Raw genomic sequence first — 20,863 nt, 5'->3', positions numbered from 1 at the left:
CGGGAGGAAGGGTCGGATCGTCACGCTTCATCCTTCTCCATACGCCCAGTCCGCGCGGTGCGCGCGGTCGCGGCCCTTCTGCAAGGTGAGACATGAACCACCGGAAAAGCACGCTCTTCAATGCCATCTCCTTCGCACTGGTTTCGGGCGCCACGCTGGCCTCGTTCTGTGCCAACGCGCAGCAGATGGACTTCAACATCCCGGCCGACACCGCGGCCAAGTCCCTGCCCGAATACGCGCGGCAGGCCAATGTGCAGATCGTCGCGCCGGCGAAGGGGCTGAAGGACGTCCGCACCGCGGCGATCTCCGGCAACCAGGACGTCCGCGTCGCGCTTCAGGCGCTGCTGCAGGGCACCGGCCTGAAGGTGGTGCGCGACGACGGCACGGTGGTCACGCTCAGCCGCGAGGCCGACGACCAGGACGAGGAGGTCGAGCCGGTAGGTCCGGCGCCGCGCGGGGACGTCCATGCCCAGGTAGAGCCGGCGGCGGTCGCCGCGCCCGAAGCGGGAAACGCGCGCACGCTGGACGCGGTGCAGGTGACCGGCTCGCGCATCATGCGCACGGTCGACGTGGAAACCGTCCAGCCCATTGAAACCATCTCGCGCGAGGACGTGGACCGCTCCGGCCTGCGTTCGGTCGGCGACCTGCTGCAGTCCTCGCCCGCCGCCGGTGCGCCGGCCGCCAGCCGCACCCGCGTGCAGTCGGACAGCGAAGAGGCCGGCGGCACCTACATCGACCTGCGCAACATCGGCGCGCAGCGCACCCTGATCCTGGTCAACGGCCAGCGCCTGGGCACCACCACCGGCGGCTATGCCGACGTGTCGCTGATCCCGTCGGCGACGGTGGAGCGCGTGGAGATCCTCAAGGACGGCGCCTCGGCCATCTACGGTTCGGACGCGATCGCCGGCGTGGTCAACATCATCACCCGCCGCGGTTTCGACGGCGGCCTGGCCAATGCCTATTTCGGCCAGTACTCCGAAGGCGACGGCGCCACGAAGTCGGCCGACCTGTCGTGGGGCATGAAGCGCGACTGGGGCTGGCTGAGCGGCACCCTGCAGTACACCGACGAGGACCCGGTGTGGGCCTCGGACCGTCCGTACAGCGCCTTCCCGAGCACCGTGCGCCATCCGACCACCGGCCTGTCGGCGATCAACCAGCACGGCACCCTGATCGACCCAACCCTGGGCTCGCTGACGGTCAACGCCGGCGCCGATCCGCGCAACATCGCCAACTACCACCGCACCGCGGTGTCCGACTACGCCAACGTCACCGAGCAGCAGACGCTGAAGACCGGCATGGAGCGCAAGTCGGCCTTCGTCGACGGCGGCTTCGAGATCAACGAGCGCCTGCTGCTGCGCGGCAGCGCGCTGTACAGCGTGCGCGACACCTTCCGCAACATTCCCGGCTATCCATACCAGTCGCGGGTGTGGGGCGCGATGAATGCACCGCTGTCCATCGACAGCTACTACAACCCGCTGGGCAACCAGAGCGGCGTGGCCAATCCACGCGCGGTGAACTACCAGCGGCGTACCTGGGAAGTGCCGCGCTCGGGCAACAACAAGGTCACCACCGTGCGCGCCAGCATGATGCTGGAAGGCAACTTCGACTGGGGCGGACAGACCATGTACTGGGATGCCGGCTACCTGTTCAACCGCCTGCGCACCGACAAGACCGGCACCGGCGATCTCAACCTGCGCAACGTGCAGCTGGCGTCGGGTCCGTCCTACTACAACACCGCCACCGGCCGCGTGGAGTGCGGCAGCGCGGCCGCGCCCATCGCCTATGGCAGCGGTGCCGGCCAGTGCGTGCCGTGGAATCCGCTTGCGCCCTATGGCGGCAGCTATGGCGGCACGCTGGCCGATCCGGTGCTGCGCGCCTTCCTGGTGCCGGACAACCTGGACCGCGGCGAGACCCGCACCCGCAGCTTCACCGCCAACCTGAGCGGCACGATGTTCGCGCTGCCGGCTGGTGACCTGGCCTTCGCCGTCGGCATGGAAGCGCGCACCGAGGAAGGCACCTTCACCCCCAGCCTGCAGAAGCAGCGCGGCGAGACCACCAACTCACGCAAGGCTCCCACCCGCGGCGACTACCGCGCCAACGAGGTGTACGCCGAACTGAACATCCCGCTGCTGCAGGACCTGCCGTTCGCACGCTCGCTGAGCCTGGACGTGGCCTCACGCTACTCGGACTACGACGTGTTCGGCAGCACCACCAATTCCAAGGTCGGGCTGGAATGGCGCCCGAGCGATGAACTGCTGGTACGCGCCAACTGGGGCCAGGGCTTCCGTGCGCCGACCATCAACGACCTGTTCGGCGGCGAGCAGGACTTCTTCCCGGCCTACACCGACCCGTGCGACAGCCGCTTCGGCGTGGCCCGCACCTCGGCGGCGTGCCTGGCCGCGGTACCGGCCGGCTATCGCCAGGTCGCCGCTGGCGGCGTGCCGGCCGGCAGCCCCAACGTGCAGTCCAATCTGGCCTTCATCTCCGGCTCCAACCCGGACACCAAGCCTGAGACCTCCACCACCACCACCGTCGGCTTCGTCTACAGCCCGCAGTGGGCCGAAGGCCTGGGCATCACCCTGGACTGGTGGAAGATCGACATCCAGCACGCCATCGTGCAGAACACGCCCACCGACATCCTCAACGACTGCTACGTGAGGAACGTCGCCAGCGCCTGCGGCGCGTTCAAGCGCGATCCGGTCACCGGCGAGATCACCACGCTGAACTATGCCTTCACCAACGCCGGCTGGCTGAAGACCTCCGGCGTCGACCTGGGCATGCGCTACCGCCTGCCGTCGATGGCGATCGGCGACATCAAGCTGGAGTGGAACAGCAGCTACACCAGCTACCGCGACATCAAGAGCAACGACCTGGCCACGACGCCGGTCAACCACACCACCGGTTTTGGCGCCAACTTCCGCCTGCGTTCCAATTTCACCGCCGACTGGTCGCACGGCATGTTCGGCGCGATGTGGCGCGTACGCTACTACTCCGGCATCAAGGAAGCCTGCGCGTTCGACCTGACCGGTGGCCCGGAGTGCGACAAGCCGGATTTCGTCTCGCCCTACACCGGCCGCCAGCCGCTGCGCACCGTCGGGGCGACGGTGTTCAACGACTTCCAGCTGCGCATGACCCTGCCGTGGGACGGCATGGTGATGCTGGGCGCCAACAACGTGCTGGGCAAGGTCGGGCCGACGCTGTACTCGCGTCCGAACAGCGATTTCTCCTACTACGGCGGCTTCGACCTGGGGCGCCTGATCTACATGCAGTACCAGCAGAAGTTCTGATCGTGCCGGGCGGGAGCGCTGCTCCCGCCCGCTTTTCATCCGCATTACCCGTACATGCAGCAAGGGAGTACACAGTGGACAAATCCAGACGTGATTTCTGTACGGTGCTGGGCACCGCGGCGATCCTCTCCTCGGCCGCCGGCGTGCTGGCGCCGGCGCAGGCGGCCGCGCGCGCCGCGGACAAGGCAAAGGCCGGCGCCGCCGCCACGGTTGGCGGGCAGCGCCTGAAAGTCAGGCTGCTGATGAACTCGGCCCTTTCCGGCCCGCACGCCTTCTTCTGCCTGGCCCATGAGCGTGGCTACTTCGCCGATGCCGGGCTGGACATCGAGTTCGCCGCCGGCGACGGCGCCGCTTCGGTGGTGCCGCGCATCCCGCAGGAAGGCTTCGACGGCGGCTACGGCGACCTGTGCGCGCTGATCAAGCTGGCCGGGCTGCGCCCGGACAACTGCCCGGTCGCGGTGCACGTGGCCTTCAACCAGACGCCGCTGACCATTGGCGTGCGCAAGGACGGCCCGATCCATTCGCCGAAGGATCTGGAAGGCAAGGTGATCGGCGGGCATCCGATCGACGCCGCGATCGAGGTGTTCCCGGCCTATGCGTCGGTCGCGGGCGTGGATCAGTCGCGCGTGTCGATCCTGCGCTCGACCACCAGCATGACCACACTGGGCGAGGACGTGCTCAACGGCCACACCGATGGCGTGTTCGGCTTCGTGCACACCATCATCGCCGCGCTGGCGGCCAAGAACATCGACGGCCGCGCCGGCCTGCGCTTCCTCGAATACCGCGACCTGGTGCCGGACATGTACGGCAACGCGCTGATGCTCACGCCCAGGTTCCTCAAGGAACATCCGGACGCGGCGCGCGCGCTGGTGGCCGCGGTCAACCGGGGCATCATCGAGACCCTGGCCGACCCGAAGGCCGCGCTGGAAGCCACCCGCAGGATGGCGCCGAAGTTTGCCGACCACGTCGATGGCCCGCGCCTGATGGGCACCCTGGACGTGGAGATGGCGCATCCGGAGGCGCTGAAGATCGGTATCGGCGACATCGACGACGGCCGCCTGCAGCGTTCGATCCAGCTGATGGCCACCTCCTGCCGCCTGCCGCGCACGCCGAAGCCGGAGGAAATCTTCACCCGCGCCTACCTGCCGCCGCTGGCCGAGCGCGCGCGCCCGCGCAGCGCGGGAGGGAGCCACGCATGAAGCCGACGATGATCGCCGCCGCGATGGCGGCCCTGCTGGTAATGGCCGGCTGCAGCCGCAACGATGCGCCGGCGGAGCCGGCCGCCGCGGCGCCCGCGCAACCGGCCACGCCGCACAAGCTGCGCTTTCTGCTCAACTCCGGCTTTTCCGGCGCCAACGCCTGGTTCCTGGTCGCGCAGCAGCGCGGCTACTTCCGCGACGAGGGCATCGAGGTCGAGTTCACCGATGGACGCGGTGCCTTCACCGCCGCCGGACGCATGCTCGATGAAGGCTTCGACGCCGGCTACGGTGACATCCAGGCCACCTACGAGCAGGCCGCGCACAAGCCGGGGCAGGCGCCGGTGGGCGTGTACATGGTCATGGACGTGTCGCCTTCGGTGATCATCCTGCCGGTCGCATCGCCGGTGAAGGAGCCCATGCAGCTGTCCGGCAGGACCATCACCGGCCACGGCACCGACGTGGCGCTCAACACCTTCGAGCAGTTCGCTTCCAAGGTGGGCCTGGACCCGAAGTCGGTGACCATCGTGCCCAACCCCGGCAACTGGAAGACACTGATCGGCCTGCTCGACGAGCATAAATCCGACGCACTGTTCGGCTATTCCTCCACCAGCACCGCGGCGATCGCCACGGCCGGCGGCAAGGTCGAGGAACGGCTGCGCTTCTTCCGCTTCCGCGACGCGGTGCCCGAGCTGTACGGCAGCGCGCTGATGGTGTCGCCCAAGCTCCTGCACGAACAGCCGGAGATCGCCCGCGGGCTGGTGCGCGCGGTCAACCGCGGCGTCATGGACACGCTGTGCGAGCCGCAGGCGGCCATCGACATGCTGGTGGCGCACAACCCCGACGAGAGCGCCAAGGTCGAAATGGGCCGGTTGATGGACACGCTGGATGACATGGGCGGGCGCGAGCGCATCGCGCGTGACGGTGTCGGCGATATCGACCCGGTGCGCATGCAGGCCGGCTTGGACCTGACCGTCGCCCAGCGCCACCTGCCGCGCAAACCTGAACCGGGCGAAGTGTTCGACCGCAGCCTGCTGCCGGAACAGGCCGAGCGCCGTCCCTGCATGTAACTCCCTGCACGGCGCCGCGATGCCCGGCGCCGGCAGCCAGCGCAAGACTCTCTCCCCATGGCCCGCCGGTTTCTCCGGCGGGCTTTTTTTGTTGCCGCCCTCCATGGCGGCAGCCCTGTGGGCCATCGAGCGGTAATGCCGGGAATCGCTCCGGCGATTCCATTCAGGCCGCAGGCATGGGGTGCGGGTATCGGGCGACGACTGCTGCGTTGCCGCAGGCGGCTGTAACCTGCGCTCGTTAAACTGCTTTCATTTGCAACGGAGGAATCATGGCCACTCATCGTCCCGTTTCGCTGATCGGTGTGCCCACCGACGTCGGTGCCGGCCACCGCGGCGCGCGCCTGGGACCGGAGGCGCTGCGCATCGCCGGCCTGCCCGAGGCGCTGGCCGCGCGCGGCGTGGCCGTGCGCGACGTGGGCAACCTGCAGGGACCGCGCAATCCCTGGACCGACCCGGTGGATGGCTACCGCCACCTGGACGAGGTCGTGGCCTGGAACCATGCGCTGATGGAAGCGACCCATGCCGAACTGCGCGACGGACGCCTGCCGATCATGCTCGGCGGCGACCACTGCCTGGGCATCGGCTCGATCACCGCGGTGGCGCGCTGGTGCCGCGAACAGGGCAAGCAGCTGCGCGTGCTGTGGCTGGATGCGCATTCGGATTTCAACACCTCCGACGTCACGCCCTCGGGCAACATCCACGGCATGCCGGTGGCCTGCCTGTGCGGACTCGGCCCTGACGCCCTGACCCGGCTCGGCGGTGACGCCCCCGCGATCTCGCCGCAGCAGGTGCGGCAGATCGGCATCCGCTCGGTGGACCAGGACGAGAAGCGCCTGATCAAGCAGCACCAGGTGGATGTGTACGACATGCGCTACATCGACGAGAGCGGCATGAAGCGCACCATGGAGGCGGCGCTGGAAGGCATCGACGCCAATACCCACCTGCACGTCAGTTTCGACGTGGACTTCCTCGACCCGAGCATCGCCCCGGGCGTGGGCACCACGGTGCCGGGCGGCGTGAACTACCGCGAGGCGCAGCTGGTGATGGAGATGATTGCCGACACCGGGCTGATGGGCTCGCTGGACATCGTCGAGCTCAATCCGCTGCTCGACCGCCGCAACCGTACCGCCAAGCTGGCCGTGGATCTGGTCGAAAGCCTGTTCGGCAAATCGACCCTGATGCGCGATTGACGGCAGCGCGACGTCGCTGAACCGGCGCCGGCGGCATTCACGTCCGCTGCACGTGAGTGCCGCCAGATTCCTCTCCACGCGCGGCGTCGCCACCCGGCAGCCGCCAGTCGAGCAGAGGAGAAACCTGATGAAGCGAGTACTGATGCTGGCCCTGCTGGGGATGTTTTCGGCGGGAATGCTCAGCGCCTGCAACACCGTCGCCGGCGCCGGCAAGGACATGCAGAAGGCCGGCGAGAAGGTCGAGGACAAGGCCCACGACTGCCGCGACGGCAAGTGTTGATCCCCGCCGCGGCCCGTCCGGGCCGCGATATCCACGAGCCACTCAGGAGAAAGACATGAAGCGCTTGGTAGCCCTGATGATGCTGTCGCTGTTCTCGATCGCAATGCTGTCCGCCTGCAACACGGTGGCCGGTGCCGGCAAGGACGTGCAGAAGGCTGGCGAAAAGGTAGAGGACGCAGCCAAGCGCTGATGCCTGGCGATTGGCAGGAACGGAAAGGCCGGCGCATCGCCGGCCTTTTCTTTTGCGCCGATGGATGCTGAAGCGCTCGTTCAAGAACGTCGTCGCCTGCGAACGAATCGTCGATGCGGCGCCAACATCGGTGCCGGCATGCTGGTCCTGCGGCGGAGCTGCCGCCATTCCCCCGAAAGGAGACACGCATGAACAAAGACATCATTTCCGGCAAGTGGAGCCAGCTCAAGGGCAAGGCGCAGGCAAAGTGGGGCGACCTGACGGACGACGATTTCAAGGTGGCCGAAGGCAACGCCGAATACCTTGCCGGCCGCCTGCAGGAACGCTATGGCTGGGCCAAGGACCGGGCCGAAACGGAAGTCCACGATTTCCAGAAGGCATTGCGCAAGGAATATCCGGATTGGCATTGAGCCGGCGCCGGTGACCGGCATGCATGGATTGCCCTTGGGGCAAGGGGACGGGCCGCGATGCGGCCCGTCCCTGCATGGGGCGATCAGCGCCCGCGTGCCGGCGGATCGGGCGCGAAGCCGCCGGGGAACGCGCGCGGTGCGGTGTCCACGCGGTGGCGCGGCAGGATGCCCATCGCCACCAGGCGCGGACGCGCGTCGTAGCGCAGCTGGCCGAACTGGACCGGCGTGCGGCTGGCGCGCTCGAAGCGGGTGGCGTGGCTGGCCGATCCTTCGCGCTCGCCATGGCCGGTGCCCAGCTGCTGGCGCTCGCGCGCTTCCCCGCGCGCGACCGATGCCTCCGCGGCCATCGCGCGGTCCGCGCGCGCGTCCTGCGCGATGACGGGCGCCGGTCGCCGCGGCATCGGCGCGGGCGCGATGTAGACCGGGCGCGCTTCGCGGAACACGGCGATGCCGACCACGCCGACGTCGGCGGGGCGGCCGGTACGGCTGGCATAGCTGTCGCCATGGTCGGTGAACACGAACTGCGCCACCTCCGCCGACGATTTGCGCCAGCCGGTGATCTCGCTGTCCTGCCAGGGCTCGAGCACGTAGCCGGCCTGGTCCGGCGCGGCGGTTTCGCCGCTGATGGCATTGACCCCGTCCACCGACAGCACGGCCAGTACGCGTTCGCCGGTGAGGTTGCGCAGGCGCACGGCGTAGCGATGGCCGGGGGTGCCGGCCACCCATCGATCGCCGCGGTGCGGGTACTGGTCGAGCTCCTCGCCGGTATCGCGGTCGACCAGCGACAGCGCCACCGGCCCGGGGGTGGGGGGCGGCACGGCGCGGAAGCCGCACAGGGCCAGGACGGTCAGCAGGCAGGCGGGAAAGCGGTACATGGCGGGCTCCTTGACGGGGGACGGGGCCATGAACGGACGGGCGCGGGCGGCGGGGTTGGCGCGTGGCGGTTACACTGGGGCGGTTAATCCGTCCGTCACGTCTGCGTTCATGACCACCCGCGTCCTCACCGGCATCACCCCCTCCGGCACTCCCCACCTCGGCAACTACGTCGGCGCCATCCGCCCGGCCATCGCGGCCAGCCGCGCGCAGGAGATCGAGAGTTTCTTCTTCCTGGCCGACCTGCACAGCCTGATCAAGGCGCAGGAGCCCGAGCGCACCCAGCGCTCGACCCTGGAGATCGCCGCCAGCTGGCTGGCCTGCGGCCTGGATCCGGACAAGGTGTGGTTCTACCGGCAGAGCGACATCCCGGAAACCACCGAGTTGATGTGGTTCCTGACCGTGGTCGCCGGCAAGGGCATCCTCAACCGCGCCCACGCCTACAAGGCGGCGGTGGACAAGAACCGCGAGGAGCAGCTGGACGACGATGCCGGCGTCACCGCGGGACTGTTCATGTACCCGGTGCTGATGGCCGCCGACATTCTCATTTTCAACGCGAACAAGGTGCCGGTGGGCCGCGACCAGATCCAGCACATCGAGATGGCGCGCGATTTCGCCCAGCGCTTCAACCACATCTACGGCAAGGACTATTTCACGCTGCCGGAAGTGGTGATCGACGAGCAGGTGGCGACGCTGGCCGGCCTCGACGGCCGCAAGATGAGCAAGAGCTACCACAACACCATTCCGCTGTTCGCCCCGCGCGAGGAGCTGAAGAAGCTGGTGTTCTCCATCGTCACCGACTCGCGCGCGCCCGGCGAGCCGAAGGACACCGAGGGCTCGGCGCTGTTCCAGATGTACCAGGCCTTCGCCACGCCGGAGCAGACCGCCGCGTTCGCGCAGGCGTTTGCCGGCGGCATCGGCTGGGGCGAGGCCAAGCAGCAGCTGTTCGAACGCATCGACGGCGAACTGGCGCCGCTGCGCGAGCGCTACAACGCCCTGATGGCCGAGCCGGAGAAGATCGAGGCGATCCTGCGCCGGCGTGGCCAGCAACTGCGCGAGCAGTTCGCCATCCCGCTGCTGAAGGAACTGCGCCACGCCGTGGGCCTGCGCGACCTGTCCGCCGCCGGCGACAAGCCCAGGGCCGCGGCCGCCGCCAAGGCCGCACTGCCGCTGTTCAAGCAGTACCGCGAGAAGGACGGCCGTTTCTACTTCAAGCTGCTCGACGGCGAGGGCGTGCTGCTGGTGCAGAGCGAAGGCTTCGACTCGCCGCGCGATGCCGGCCAGCTGATCGCCACCCTCAAGCAGGCCGGGAACGGCGACGCACTGCAGGGAGCGCAGTTCAAGCTTGAGGCCGGCGTCGATACGGTGCTGGCGGCCCTGCGCCAGCTGCGCGAAGCGGACTGACCCGGCGCTTCCCTGCCGCCTGCCACGGCGCGCGCCATGCCGGCGCGCGACCAACACGGAGCTCACGATGGCCTGGTTGTCGTTGCTGTTGTTCCTGCCCTGGTTCGGGGTGATGAGCGCGCTGTACTGGTGGTTCCCACGCCAGCCGCGGCACCGCACGCGGACCGTGTTCGACGCTTCGGTGCTGGCGCTGGCCCTGCTGGTCAGCATCTGTTCCATGCACTGGGGCTACCGCATCGGCGCGGCCGACGTCGATGCGGACACCATGTGGAAACAGATCCTGGCGGTGCTCTACGCCTATGGCGGCTTCCTGGCGGTGATGGTGCTGGCGCTGCTGCTGCGGCCGCGCGTGCTGCACCGCCGGTAGGAACGGCTTCATCCGCTTGATCGGCCAGCAGCGCATGCAGGAGCGCACTCCAGTGCGCGACGAGGCGTTGCCGGAAATATCCCATCGCGCGCTGAAGTGTGCTCCTGCAGCCATCGTTCCGGCGGTACCGACGAAAGCCGTATTGCCGCGCCCTGGTGCCGATGACAGCATCTGGCCGGATACCGGGAGCCACTGCATGAGCGCCGAGCACGACATCCACGTCATCGACACCGCTTTCCAGCGCGACCATTTCGATGCCGCCTATCTGCTGGTGAGCAACGGGCGCGGCGCCTTCATCGATTGCGGCACCAGCCACTCGCTGCCGCATCTGCTGGCGGCGGTGGAGCAGGCCGGGCTGGGCGTCGATGCGATCGACTGGCTGATCCTGACCCACGTGCACCTGGACCATGCTGGCGGCGCCGGTGCGCTGATGCAGCGGCTGCCCAACGCGCGGCTGCTGGTGCACCCGCGCGGCGCGCCGCACATGATCGATCCGGCGCGGCTGGTCGCCGGCGCCACCGCGGTCTATGGCGAAGCGGAAATGGTGCGCAGCTACGGGCAGATCGTGCCGGTGGCATCCGGGCGCGTGGTGGTGGCCGAAGACGGCCATCGCCTGTCGCTGGGCGGACGTGAACTGCTGTGCATCGACACGCCCGGCCATGCCCGCCATCACCTGTGCGTATGGGATGCGGCCAACCGCAGCTGGTTCACCGGCGACACCTTCGGCCTGTCATACCGCGAACTGGACAGTGCGCAGGGCGCCTTCATCATTCCCACCACGTCGCCGGTGCAGTTCGAGCCGGAAGCGCTGCACGCCTCGATCCGGCGCCTGATGGCGCAGGCGCCGGACGCGATGTACCTGACCCACTATGGCCGCGTGCGCGACGCCGAGCGCCTGGCCGCCGACCTGCACGTGCAGATCGACGCGATGACCGCCATCGCCCGCGCCTGCGATGGCCGCGCCGACCGCCACCGCGCGCTGGTGGCGGCGCTGGGCGAGCTCTATCTGGAGCGCGCCCGCGCGCATGGCTGCCGGCTCGACGATGCCGGCGTGCTGCGCGTGCTCGGCATGGACATCGAACTCAATGCGCAGGGCCTGGAGTGCTGGCTGGATCGCGGCCGCGCATAGAAGTGCACTCCAGTGCGCGATGGAGCTGGACACTCCCTCCCTGCGCGACAGCCTGCATCTGCATGTGCGCAGGTTGAACCGTGGAGACCCATCGCAGCGCCAAGCTGCGCTCCTGCAGGTAAAATCCCGCGCTTCTCCTGCTGTCTGGTACCGCCGTGAATCCGATGCGCATGCTGTTGTTGTCGTCCTGCCTGTTCGTCGGTGGCATCGCCAGCGCGGCCAACGACCTGCCCGGCGGCGGCATCGACCCGGAAGCGCTGTCGCAGCATGTGCGCGTGCTGGCCTCGGACGAGTTCGAAGGGCGTGCGCCAGCCACCGCCGGTGAGCAGCGCACCGTCGATTACCTGGTCGAGCAGTTCCGCAAGGCCGGCGTGCAGCCGGGCGGCAATGACGGCGGCTGGGTGCAGGACGTGCCGCTGGTGCGCGCGCAGGTGGACGGCAGCATCGACGCCAGCCTGCAGCTGGCCGGCAGGCGCCAGCCGCTGGTCAACGGCGAGGACGTGACCCTACAGAGCCTCAGCCCGCTCGGCGCGGTGGACCTGGAGGACGTGCCGCTGGTGTTCGTCGGCTACGGCATCGATGCGCCGGAGCGGCGCTGGGACGACTACAAGGGCGTGGACCTGGCCGGCAAGATCGCCGTGGTGCTGATCAACGATGCCGACTTCGAAGCCGACGTATCCGGCGCGTTCGATGGCAAAGCGGTGACCTACTACGGCCGCTGGACCTACAAGTTCGAGGAGGCCGCGCGGCGCGGTGCGGCGGGCGTGCTGATCGTGCACGAGACCGCACCGGCGGCGTATCCGTGGGCGACGGTGAAGGCCTCTGGAACCTCGCCGCTGTTCGACATCCAGCGCAGCGAGTCCGACGCGCGCGCGCTGCACACGCCGCTGCGCGGCTGGATGCAGCGTGCGCTGGCCGGGCGCATCTTCGCCGCGGCCGGGCTGGATTTCGACGCGGAGAAGCGCAAGGCGATGCGCGCCGACTTCCACCCGGTGGAACTGGGCGACGCACGCCTGTCGGCCCGTTTCAAGGTCAAGCGCGAACCGGTGGTCACCCGCAACGTGGTGGCGAAGCTGGAAGGCGCGACGCATCCGGACGAATCGGTGATCTTCTCCGCGCATTGGGATGCGTTCGGCATCGGCCAGCCCGACGCCAGCGGTGACACCGTGCGCCATGGCGCCATCGACAATGCCACCGGCGTGGCTTCGGTGCTGGAACTGGCGCGCGTGTTCGCCGCCGGCCCGCGCCCGCAGCGCACGCTGTACTTCATCGCGCTGACCGCGGAGGAAAAGGGCCTGCTCGGCGCCAGCTACTACGCCGAACATCCGCTGGCACCACTGGAGAAGACTGCCGCGGTGCTGAACATCGAGATGTTCAGTCCCGATGGCGAGACCACCGACATCGCCACCTGGGGCAAGGGCCGGGTCTCGCTGGAAGCGGACGTGGACCGCGTCGCCTCGGCCCGCGGCCGCCGCTGGTCGCCTGACCCGAACCTGGAAGCCGGCTTCTTCTACCGCGCCGACCATTTCGCCTTCGCCCGCAAGGGCGTGCCGGCGATCACCGTCGGCGCTGGCCTGGACAAGCGGGACGGCGGCGTTGCCGCCGGCCGCGCACTGCGCGATGCCTACTTCGCCCGGTGCTATCACCAGGCCTGCGACGCATGGTCGCCGCAGTGGGACGCGCGCGGCCTGGCCGCCGATACGCTGCTGGTCTACGACCTGGGCCTGGAACTGGCGAACAGCCGGCGCTGGCCGGCATGGGACAAGGGCGCGGAGTTCGAGGCCGCACGCGAGGCCAGCGACGCGGCGAGGCGTTGAATTTCCGGTTTCCGGCGTCCTGATTTCGCGCAGGGGCCGGCATTCCCGCCTGTGCGGCAATGCCGGCGTGGCCGCGCGCCGGTCTAGCGGCGCGTACCGTCCAGCCAGTTCGGCCCCTTGTTCTCCAGGAAGAACAGGTAGACCACCAGCGACACCGCGATCACCACGGTGACGTAGAGCGCGAACGCGCCGACATGGCCGGTGCGCAGCGCGGCCTGGTACAGCAGCGGCGCGGTGCCGCCGAACAGCGAGTTGGCCAGCGCGTAGCCGAAGCCCACGCCGAGCGCGCGCACGTGGGTGGGGAACAGTTCGGCCTTCACCACCGCGTTGATCGAGGTGTAGCCGGTGAGGATGACGAAGCCCAAGGCCAGCGTCGCGAAGGCCGCCAGCGCATCGTGCTGCTGCGGCAGCCGGGTCACCAGATACCAGGTGTAGAGCACGCCGCCGACGCCGAAGAACACCAGCAGGGTCTTGCGGCCGACGAGGTCGGAGAGCCAGCCGCCGACCGGCTGCAGCACCATCAGGAACGCGAGCACGCCGAGGTTGATCAGGGTGCCGGTCATCGGGTCGTCGCCGGCGAAGGCGCTCTGGATCATCTTCGGCCCGTTCACCGAGTACGTATAGAACGCGACGGTGCCGCCGGCGGTGATCAGGAAGCACAGCAGCAGCGGCCGCCACTGGTGCACGAGCAGCTCGCGCATCGAGCCGGCGGCGCGCGCCTTGCCTTCGCGCGCGGCGGCGATGGACGACTGCTCCAGCGATTCGTCCATGGAGCGGCGCAGCCAGAACACCACGATCGCCGCGATGCCGCCCAGGGCGAAGGCGATGCGCCAGCCCCAGTCGGAGATCTGCGGCTTGTCCCAGAAGGCGAGCATGGTCAGCAGGGTCAGCTGCGCCAGCACATGGCCGCCGACCAGGGTGACGTAGTGGAACGAGGACAGGAAGCCGCGGCGGCCGGGCAGGGCGGCTTCGGACATGTAGGTGGCGCTGGTGCCGTACTCGCCGCCGGTGGCGAAACCCTGCAGCAGGCGCGCCAGCAGCAGGATCAGCGCCGCCCAGATGCCGATCGTGCCGGCGGTGGGGGTGATGGCGACCACGAACGAGCAGCCGGCCATCAGCGATACCGAGACGGTCAGGGCCAGGCGCCGGCCGTAGCGGTCGGCGAAGCGGCCGAAGTACCACGCGCCCACCGGCCGCATCAGGAAGGTGGCGGCGAAGATCGCCCATACGTACAGCGTGGAATTGCGGTCGGCGGCGGAGAAGAACTGCGATTCGAAATAGACCGCGAACACCGAGTAGACGTAGACGTCGTACCACTCGACCAGGTTGCCGGCCGAACCCTTGAGGGTGTTGGCGATGGAGCGCCGCAGCGCGGTGCGCTCCGGTTGCATGGCAGTGGCGGCGGTGGAAGTGCGCATGCCGGGAGGGCCCTCGCGTCGAAGCCGTATATCCGCGCCTGGCCGGCATGGCCGTGGCGACTCCGCCGGCAGCGTGGCCGGGGCGGATACAGCATGCCGTTTTTCGCGCTGATCGCCAGCGCCGCGGTGCCCTAGAATCCGCATTCCCCCGGATGGCGGTACCTGCCCCATGTCTGCGCCCCCCACCACGTCGGCTGCTCCACGGAGCGGCCTTGTCGTTCTGGCCCTGTTCCTCGTGTACGTGGTCTGGGGCTCGACCTACCTCGGCATCCATCTGGCGCTGGAAGGCGGCATGCCGCCGCTGTCGGTGATCTCCGGCACCCGCTTCGTCATCGCCGGCAGCGTGCTCTACGCGCTGCTGCGCTGGCGCGGCGTAGCCGCGCCGACGCGCGCGCAGTGGCCGACGCTGGCGGTGATGGGTTTCAGCCTGCTGTTCCTGGGCAACGGCATGGTGGTGATGGCCGAGCGCGACGTGTCCTCCGGCCTGGCCGCGGTGGCGGTGGCTTCGGTACCGTTGTGGATGGCGCTGTTCTCCGCGTTCCGCGGCGAGCGTGTGGCCGGCGGCGAATGGCTGGGCATCGCGGTCGGTTTCGCCGGGGTGCTGTGGCTCAATGCCGGCAGCAGCCTGACCGCGACGCCGGCGGGCCTGGTGTTCCTGCTGGTGGCGCCGTTGGGCTGGGCTGCCGGCTCGATCTGGTCGCGCGGGCGCGACCTGCCGTCGCCGTTCATGACCGCCGCCGGGCAGATGCTGTGCGGCGGCGCGATCCTGGTGGTGGCCGGACTGCTGCGCGGCGAGCGTCTGGACGGGCCGCCGTCGCTGCAGGGCATGCTGGCGGTGGCCTACCTGTGCGTGTTCGGCTCCATCGTCGCCTTCACCGCCTACGTGTGGCTGCTGCACAACGTGCGCCCGGTGCTGGCCAGCAGCTATGCCTACGTCAACCCGGTGATCGCGGTGGCACTGGGCGCGTGGATCGCGCACGAGCGCTTCAGCGCCGCCGACATCGGCGCGATGGCGGTGATCCTGGCCGGCGTCGTGGTCATCACCCTGGCCCGGATGCGCCGCGCATGACGCCCGCCCACGAACACCGCAACGGCCTGCTGGCCACCACCTTCGCCTTCGTCATCTGGGGCCTGTTCCCGCTGTACTGGCGGCTGCTGATCGAGGTGCCGTCGTTCCTGATCATCGCCCACCGCATCATCTGGAGCGCGGTGCTGCTGATCGGCGGGCTGGGCATCGTCCGCGGCTGGGGCTGGCTGCGCGAGGTATGGGCGACGCCGCGGCGGTTCTGGCTGCTGGGGCTGTCGAGCCTGCTGATCGGCGCCAACTGGAGCCTGTACATCTGGGCGGTGAACGCCGGCCACGTGGTCGAGACCAGCCTGGGCTATTTCATCAACCCGCTGCTGAGCGTGGTGCTGGGCGTGGCGGTGCTGCGCGAACGGCTGGGCCGGCTGCAATGGCTGGCGGTGGCGCTGGCGGCGCTGGGCGTGGCCTGGCTGACCTGGCAGAGCGGGCGCGCGCCGTGGATCGCGATCGGGCTGTCGATCACCTTCGGCCTGTACGGGCTGCTGCGCAAACTGGTGGTGGTCGAGGCGGTGACCGGACTCGGTGTGGAAAGCCTGTTCATGGTGGCGCCGGCGCTGGCCTATGCGCTGTGGGCCGAGAACGGCCACGGCGGCGGTTTCGTGTCCGGCTGGGGCTGGGGCAACGACGCGCTGCTGGTGCTGGCCGGCGTGGTCAGCGCGGTGCCGCTGATCGCCTTCGCCTACGGCGTGCGCCGCATCCCGCTGTCGGTGGTCGGGCTGCTGCAGTACATCGGCCCGACGCTGCAGTTCCTGATCGGCGTGCTGATCCTGCGCGAACCGTTCGCACCCTCGCAGCTGGTCGGCTTCGGCCTGATCTGGGCCGGACTGGTGGTGTTCGCCAGCGCTGGCGTGCGCGCCGCGGCACGGGCGCGTTCGCAGGCGCTGGCAAGGTAGGGGCGACTTCAGTCGCGAAACGCTTCGGCGGCGGAGTCCTTCGAGGCCGACGCCGCGCCTGCGGCCGAGGATGCCGCCACCACCGTCCGGCCGGATGCGGGTATGGCAGGCGTCGGGCATGGTGCCCCGTCGTTGCCGGCCTGCGCGAACCAGTCGTCGATCACGCCCGAGAGGCGATCCAGCCGCAGCGGCAGGGTCAGGTGATCCTCGCCCTGCAGTTCCAGGTAGCGCGCCCGCGGCGCGGCGGCGGCCAGGGCGCGGCCCTGCGCGACCGGGATGTGCGCGTCGTCGCGGCCATGCAGCAGCAGGACGCAGGCCGGCACCTGCGCCAGCGCCTGGCCGACATCAACGCGGTCCAGGTCGATGCCGAGCCTGCGGTCGGCAGCGGCGATGGCCTCGTCGAGCCCGCTGCCGCCGTACTGCCAGCGCGCCAGCGGCAGCGCCACATAGTCGCCCAGGCGTTCGGGCGGGCGCGACAGCATGTGCGGCACCATCGCGCGGATCGCCTGGCCGGCGTTGTCGAAGGATTCCATCGCCACCACGCTGCGCAGCCGCGGGCCGAGTTCGCGCGCGGCGAAGATCGCGGTGGCCGCGCCGTAGGACACGCCGAGCAGGTGCACCGGCCCGCTGATCTCGCCGCGGGCGTCGAGCGCGCGCAGCGCGGCGGCGACATCGTCGCCCTCGCGCGTGCCATAGCCGGAAGGCGCCTGCCCGGAACGGCCGTGGTTGCGCAGGTCCAGGGTGATGGTGCGGTAGCCGTTCTGCGCCAGTTGCAGCGCCCATGGCAACAGCGAGCCGCCGTCCATCATCCATCCGTGCAGCAGGATCACCGTGCCGCGCGGCGCGGCCGCGGCGGCGGGCGTGGGCGCGAAGGCCTCCATCGAGAATTCGGGGAAGCGCTCGCCCCTTCCGAGGTAGCGGTACTGCAGGCGATAGTCGCCGGGATCGAAAGCGGCCCAGTGCAGCGCCACCCCGCCGCTGCCGGGCACCATGCCCTGGCGGTACGGCAGGTGTGCGAGCAGGGCGTCGATGCGCGCGGTCGGCACCATCGGCGAGGTGCCGCCGGGCGCGGCCAGCCGCGCGCTGAGCGACAGCGGCGGCATCGGGGAGGACAGGGCGAAACCAGCCAGCATCACGCAGACGCCGGCCAGCGCCAGCGAACGCAGCATGGCGGTGATCCGAAAAGGGAGGGGCGCCACAGTAGCGCCTGCGCCGCCGCGGCTCTACCGCACGAAGATGACAGCAGGATGACCGTTGTGTGCCGTTCGGGTTGGCGGCCGCCGCGCGCGGGAAAAAGCAAAGGCACCTCGCGGTGCCTTTGCCGGGTGGAACGCGCCGGTGACCGGACGATCAGAAGCGCTGCTGGTACTTCATGTACATGAAGCGGCCGATGTCGAAGCCACCGTAGTAGGTGAAGCTGCTGTTCGGCTGGCTGTACATGATCGGGCCTTCATGCTTGAACACGTTGTTCACGCCCAGCGACACGGTGCCGTCCCACGGCAGGGCATAGCGCACCTGCAGGTCGTGGAAGGTATTGGAGCCCACCTTCCGGCTCGGCTGCACATCGGTGTACGGCGAGCGGAAGTCCGGCTGGTTGCACTCCGGGCCGCCGTCCAGGTCGTAGGAACACTTCTCCTTCATGCTGGAGGTGTAACGGGTGGTCCAGCTCGCGCCGAAGTTGCCGTTCTGCCAGTCCAGGGTCAGGTTGGAGCGCACCCGGAAGTTGCCCTCCCAACCGGTGAACTGTTCCACCGGGGTGGTGTCCACGTTGTCGCTCTTGCGCGAGAGGTAGTCCACGTAGGTGGTGTTCCAGCGCAGCGAGATCTGGCCGATGGCCAGCTCCGGCAGGCGGTAGCGCACGCCGACGTCGTAGCCGGCGGTTTCCTGGTAGCCGGCGTTGTTGAGCGAGCGGTTCATGCCGCTGACCTGGCCCTTGTTGGTGCCGGAGGTGTAGCGGGTGAAGCGCGAGCACGCCGAAGCGATGCCCTGCACGTAGCACTGGTTGAGGATGTCGGTGGCCGACTCGCCGACGATCACGTTGTCGATGCGGATCTTCCACCAGTCCAGGCTCAGGTCCAGGCCGGAGACGAAGTCGGGGCTGTAGACCAGGCCCACGGTCCAGGTCTTGGCGGTTTCCGGCTTCAGGTCCGGGTTGGAGCCGGAAGTGAAGTCGGTCACCGCCTGCACGCCGGAGGTGCTGGCGAGCTCGCCGTCGCCGGTCTTCTGGCGGAAGTCGTTGCCCATGCCGGCGGCGGTGCAGCGCGCGGCCACTTCGCCGTTGCGCGCCGCCGCGCCGAAGGAGCGGTCGCACGGATCGGTGATGCGGTCGCGCGTGGTGACGGTGCCGCCGTACAGGTCGTCCACGGTCGGCGCGCGGAAGCCGGTGCCATAGGTGGCGCGCACCAGCAGCGTATCGACCGGCTTCCACTTCAGGCCGAACTTGCCGTTGGTGGTGCCGCCGAAGTTGTTGTAGTCCGAGTAGCGCCCGGCCACGTCCAGCGACAGTTCGCGCACGAACGGCAGGTCGGCCAGAAGCGGCACCTGCAGTTCCAGGTAGACCTCGTCCAGTTTGTAGTCGCCACGGGTCGGCTGGCCGCTGGTGCCGGCGATCTCGCCGTTCTGCACCATCAGGTCCGGGGTGTAGCTGGCTTCCTCGCTGCGGTGCTCCACGCCCATCGCGGCCATCACGTCGCCGGCCGGCAGGCTGAACAGCGAGCCGGAGATGTTGGCGCTGATCACCTTGGTGGTGCTCTGGACGTCGTCGACGAAGCTCCGGAACAGGTAGTCGCGCACGGCCGGGTCGCCGCTGAGCGAGCCGGGACTGTTGCTGCCCATCGGCGCCAGCGGGTTCCACGGCACGCAGCCTTCGATCACGTTGTCGCGGGTGCCGCAGCGGGCCACGCCGTTGTCGTCGATGAACGAAGCGCCCACCGCCTTGTTGACGTTGGGCTGGTACATGCTCTGCAGCGTGCGGCGCTCGCCTTCATTGCGGTTGAACATGTAGCCCACGTTCCAGTCCCAGAAGTGCGAACCGGTTTCGAAGCTGCCTTCCAGGCCGAGGCTGGCGCGCTTGGTGGTCAGGCTGTTGTTGGTCGCGCGCGGGAACTCCTCGGTGCGGTGCGAGAACAGCACGTCCTTGCCCCAGTGGTTGAACGCGCTGTCCTTGGACAGCATCGCGCGCGTGCCGCTGGCCGCCTGCGCCGAGGACACCGAGTACGGGTAGCCGGCCAGCTGCTTGAGCGATTCGCGCTCGCTGTACAGCACGTCGCCGACGATGCGCAGCGTGTCGGTGATTTCGAAGCCGCCGTTGGCGAAGGCCGAGCGGCGCTCCAGGCCCGACAGCAGGGTCATGTTGGTCTTGGTGTTGGCGTAGACCGAGCGGTCCAGCGGCTTGAAGTCTTCCACCTTGGATGGATCGCCACCGGGGCCGACGCTGATCACCTTGCCATCGACGGTGACCGAGCCCCACTGGGTGGTGCCATTGAGGCCATCGGTGGGGTGGTAGGGGCCGTTCGGATAGGCGGTGAATTCGCGCGCGCCGCCCAGCACCGGGTCTTCCTTCACCTTCTCGGCGCCGACGGTGATCCAGCCGCGCTCGAACGTCTTGCCGTAGGTGGCGCTGTAGGAACGCTTCTGGCCATCGCCTTCGCTGTACTGGCCGACATAGGCGTTGGCCTGGCCGCCGTCGAAGTTCTTGCGGGTGATGATGTTGACCACGCCGGCGATGGCGTCCGAGCCGTACAGCGCCGAGGCGCCATCGGTCAGTACTTCCACGCGTTCGACGATCGCCGACGGGATCGAGCCCAGGTCGGAGTAGCCGCCGGCGCTCACGCCCATGCGGCGGCCGTCGACCAGCACCAGGCTGCGCTCGGGGCCGAGGTTGCGCAGGCTGACGAACATGCCGCCATAGTCGCGTGCCGAGGACAGGGCCGAAGCGCGGCTCAGCGCCGGCGAACCGGCGGCGGTGACGTCCTGCAGGATATCGGCGACGTTGACGTAGCCCTTCTTCTCGATCTCGGCGCGGGTCAGCGCGATGACCGGCTTGGCGGTCTCGAGGTTGGCCTGGCGGATGCGCGAGCCGGTGATCTCGACGCGGTCCAGGGTGGTGGTGCCGTCATTGCCGGACTGAGCGAGGGCGGGGGCGCTGCATGCGGTGGCAAGGGCCAGCGCGATCGCGGAGCGGAGCGGGGTCGACTTCAGATACATCAGTTTTGTGTTTCCTTTACTGCCTACGAAAAAAGCGCCTGCGAGGGGC

General features: G+C 69.0%; 17 protein-coding genes. 13 read left to right on the top strand and 4 right to left on the bottom strand.

Translation table 11 applies throughout. The features are described 5' to 3' along the window. Positions 1-92: 92 nt before the first annotated feature. The 7 genes from AC1DGW_RS08115 to AC1DGW_RS08085 all read left to right on the top strand — a co-directional run bounded on the left by AC1DGW_RS08115 (position 93) and on the right by AC1DGW_RS08085 (position 7,623). The gene (locus AC1DGW_RS08115) at positions 93-3,287 is read left to right on the top strand and encodes a TonB-dependent receptor domain-containing protein (protein WP_478021387.1); all 3,195 of its coding nucleotides are present in this window, start codon (positions 93-95) and stop codon (positions 3,285-3,287) included. A gap of 74 nt (positions 3,288-3,361) precedes the next feature. After that, a complete protein-coding gene (locus AC1DGW_RS08110) occupies positions 3,362-4,486 on the top strand; it encodes an ABC transporter substrate-binding protein (protein ID WP_478021385.1) in 1,125 nt (374 codons plus the stop codon). Beyond that, positions 4,483-5,553 (top strand): ABC transporter substrate-binding protein, encoded by a 1,071-nt coding sequence (locus AC1DGW_RS08105; RefSeq protein WP_478021383.1) that lies wholly within the window; start codon positions 4,483-4,485, stop codon positions 5,551-5,553. The genes AC1DGW_RS08110 and AC1DGW_RS08105 overlap by 4 nt, the downstream gene beginning before the upstream one ends. Before the next feature lie 269 nt (positions 5,554-5,822). Continuing rightward, a complete protein-coding gene (gene rocF / locus AC1DGW_RS08100; RefSeq protein ID WP_478021381.1) occupies positions 5,823-6,743 on the top strand; it encodes an arginase in 921 nt (306 codons plus the stop codon). 127 nt (positions 6,744-6,870) lie between these two features. After that, complete coding sequence (locus AC1DGW_RS08095) at positions 6,871-7,023, top strand: entericidin A/B family lipoprotein (RefSeq protein WP_055766683.1); 153 nt, start codon at positions 6,871-6,873, stop codon at positions 7,021-7,023. A 55-nt stretch (positions 7,024-7,078) separates the two neighbouring features. Next, positions 7,079-7,213, top strand: a complete 135-nt coding sequence (locus tag AC1DGW_RS08090; RefSeq protein WP_478021379.1) for an entericidin A/B family lipoprotein — start codon at positions 7,079-7,081, stop codon at positions 7,211-7,213. 188 nt (positions 7,214-7,401) lie between these two features. Continuing rightward, positions 7,402-7,623 (top strand): CsbD family protein, encoded by a 222-nt coding sequence (locus tag AC1DGW_RS08085; RefSeq protein WP_478021377.1) that lies wholly within the window; start codon positions 7,402-7,404, stop codon positions 7,621-7,623. Between the two features lie 83 nt (positions 7,624-7,706). Here AC1DGW_RS08085 and AC1DGW_RS08080 read toward each other — a convergent pair whose 3' ends face one another. Beyond that, complete coding sequence (locus AC1DGW_RS08080; protein WP_478021375.1) at positions 7,707-8,498, bottom strand: hypothetical protein; 792 nt, start codon at positions 8,496-8,498, stop codon at positions 7,707-7,709. Between the two features lie 109 nt (positions 8,499-8,607). On the opposite strand from AC1DGW_RS08080, the gene AC1DGW_RS08075 reads away from it, so the two are divergent. The 4 genes from AC1DGW_RS08075 to AC1DGW_RS08060 all read left to right on the top strand — a co-directional run bounded on the left by AC1DGW_RS08075 (position 8,608) and on the right by AC1DGW_RS08060 (position 13,213). Next, positions 8,608-9,900: a tryptophan--tRNA ligase gene (locus tag AC1DGW_RS08075; RefSeq protein ID WP_478021373.1), complete on the top strand. Its 1,293-nt coding sequence runs from the start codon at positions 8,608-8,610 to the stop codon at positions 9,898-9,900. Between the two features lie 67 nt (positions 9,901-9,967). After that, the gene (locus AC1DGW_RS08070) at positions 9,968-10,267 is read left to right on the top strand and encodes a hypothetical protein (protein WP_478021371.1); all 300 of its coding nucleotides are present in this window, start codon (positions 9,968-9,970) and stop codon (positions 10,265-10,267) included. A gap of 196 nt (positions 10,268-10,463) precedes the next feature. Then, positions 10,464-11,396, top strand: coding sequence for an MBL fold metallo-hydrolase (locus AC1DGW_RS08065; RefSeq protein WP_478021369.1), 933 nt, complete (start codon positions 10,464-10,466; stop codon positions 11,394-11,396). A 164-nt stretch (positions 11,397-11,560) separates the two neighbouring features. Further along, positions 11,561-13,213 (top strand): M28 family metallopeptidase, encoded by a 1,653-nt coding sequence (locus AC1DGW_RS08060; protein WP_478021504.1) that lies wholly within the window; start codon positions 11,561-11,563, stop codon positions 13,211-13,213. Positions 13,214-13,296: 83 nt separating this feature from the next. Here the strand turns inward: AC1DGW_RS08060 and AC1DGW_RS08055 are convergent, their stop codons facing one another. Continuing rightward, complete coding sequence (locus AC1DGW_RS08055) at positions 13,297-14,631, bottom strand: MFS transporter (protein ID WP_478021366.1); 1,335 nt, start codon at positions 14,629-14,631, stop codon at positions 13,297-13,299. Positions 14,632-14,800: 169 nt separating this feature from the next. Here AC1DGW_RS08055 and yedA point away from each other — a divergent pair, with 169 nt between their 5' ends. Together yedA and rarD are read left to right on the top strand one after the other, a co-directional pair. After that, positions 14,801-15,700 (top strand): drug/metabolite exporter YedA, encoded by a 900-nt coding sequence (gene yedA / locus AC1DGW_RS08050; protein WP_478021363.1) that lies wholly within the window; start codon positions 14,801-14,803, stop codon positions 15,698-15,700. Then, positions 15,697-16,608: an EamA family transporter RarD gene (rarD, locus tag AC1DGW_RS08045; RefSeq protein ID WP_478021361.1), complete on the top strand. Its 912-nt coding sequence runs from the start codon at positions 15,697-15,699 to the stop codon at positions 16,606-16,608. Before yedA ends, rarD begins: the two co-directional genes overlap by 4 nt. A gap of 8 nt (positions 16,609-16,616) precedes the next feature. On the opposite strand, the gene AC1DGW_RS08040 is transcribed toward rarD, so the two are convergent. Together AC1DGW_RS08040 and AC1DGW_RS08035 are read right to left on the bottom strand one after the other, a co-directional pair. Beyond that, complete coding sequence (locus AC1DGW_RS08040; protein ID WP_478021359.1) at positions 16,617-17,777, bottom strand: alpha/beta fold hydrolase; 1,161 nt, start codon at positions 17,775-17,777, stop codon at positions 16,617-16,619. 181 nt (positions 17,778-17,958) lie between these two features. Next, a complete protein-coding gene (locus tag AC1DGW_RS08035) occupies positions 17,959-20,814 on the bottom strand; it encodes a TonB-dependent receptor (protein ID WP_478021357.1) in 2,856 nt (951 codons plus the stop codon). Positions 20,815-20,863: the final 49 nt, after the last annotated feature.

The sequence above is a fragment of the Stenotrophomonas sp. 05N423 genome (assembly GCF_056397145.1).
This window is presented reverse-complemented; position numbering and strand designations above follow the sequence as displayed.

Excerpts from the sequence above, each read along its gene's own strand:
- AC1DGW_RS08090 (WP_478021379.1), top strand. The coding sequence starts at position 7,079 with ATGAAGCGCTTGGTAGCCCTGATGATGCTGTCGCTGTTCTCGATCGCA.
- AC1DGW_RS08035 (WP_478021357.1), bottom strand. The coding sequence starts at position 20,814 with ATGTATCTGAAGTCGACCCCGCTCCGCTCCGCGATCGCGCTGGCCCTT.
- rarD (WP_478021361.1), top strand. The coding sequence starts at position 15,697 with ATGACGCCCGCCCACGAACACCGCAACGGCCTGCTGGCCACCACCTTC.
- AC1DGW_RS08105 (WP_478021383.1), top strand. The coding sequence starts at position 4,483 with ATGAAGCCGACGATGATCGCCGCCGCGATGGCGGCCCTGCTGGTAATG.
- AC1DGW_RS08115 (WP_478021387.1), top strand. The coding sequence starts at position 93 with ATGAACCACCGGAAAAGCACGCTCTTCAATGCCATCTCCTTCGCACTG.
- AC1DGW_RS08075 (WP_478021373.1), top strand. The coding sequence starts at position 8,608 with ATGACCACCCGCGTCCTCACCGGCATCACCCCCTCCGGCACTCCCCAC.
- AC1DGW_RS08095 (WP_055766683.1), top strand. The coding sequence starts at position 6,871 with ATGAAGCGAGTACTGATGCTGGCCCTGCTGGGGATGTTTTCGGCGGGA.
- yedA (WP_478021363.1), top strand. The coding sequence starts at position 14,801 with ATGTCTGCGCCCCCCACCACGTCGGCTGCTCCACGGAGCGGCCTTGTC.
- AC1DGW_RS08040 (WP_478021359.1), bottom strand. The coding sequence starts at position 17,777 with ATGCTGCGTTCGCTGGCGCTGGCCGGCGTCTGCGTGATGCTGGCTGGT.
- AC1DGW_RS08070 (WP_478021371.1), top strand. The coding sequence starts at position 9,968 with ATGGCCTGGTTGTCGTTGCTGTTGTTCCTGCCCTGGTTCGGGGTGATG.
- AC1DGW_RS08055 (WP_478021366.1), bottom strand. The coding sequence starts at position 14,631 with ATGCGCACTTCCACCGCCGCCACTGCCATGCAACCGGAGCGCACCGCG.
- AC1DGW_RS08080 (WP_478021375.1), bottom strand. The coding sequence starts at position 8,498 with ATGTACCGCTTTCCCGCCTGCCTGCTGACCGTCCTGGCCCTGTGCGGC.
- AC1DGW_RS08060 (WP_478021504.1), top strand. The coding sequence starts at position 11,561 with ATGCGCATGCTGTTGTTGTCGTCCTGCCTGTTCGTCGGTGGCATCGCC.
- AC1DGW_RS08085 (WP_478021377.1), top strand. The coding sequence starts at position 7,402 with ATGAACAAAGACATCATTTCCGGCAAGTGGAGCCAGCTCAAGGGCAAG.
- rocF (WP_478021381.1), top strand. The coding sequence starts at position 5,823 with ATGGCCACTCATCGTCCCGTTTCGCTGATCGGTGTGCCCACCGACGTC.
- AC1DGW_RS08065 (WP_478021369.1), top strand. The coding sequence starts at position 10,464 with ATGAGCGCCGAGCACGACATCCACGTCATCGACACCGCTTTCCAGCGC.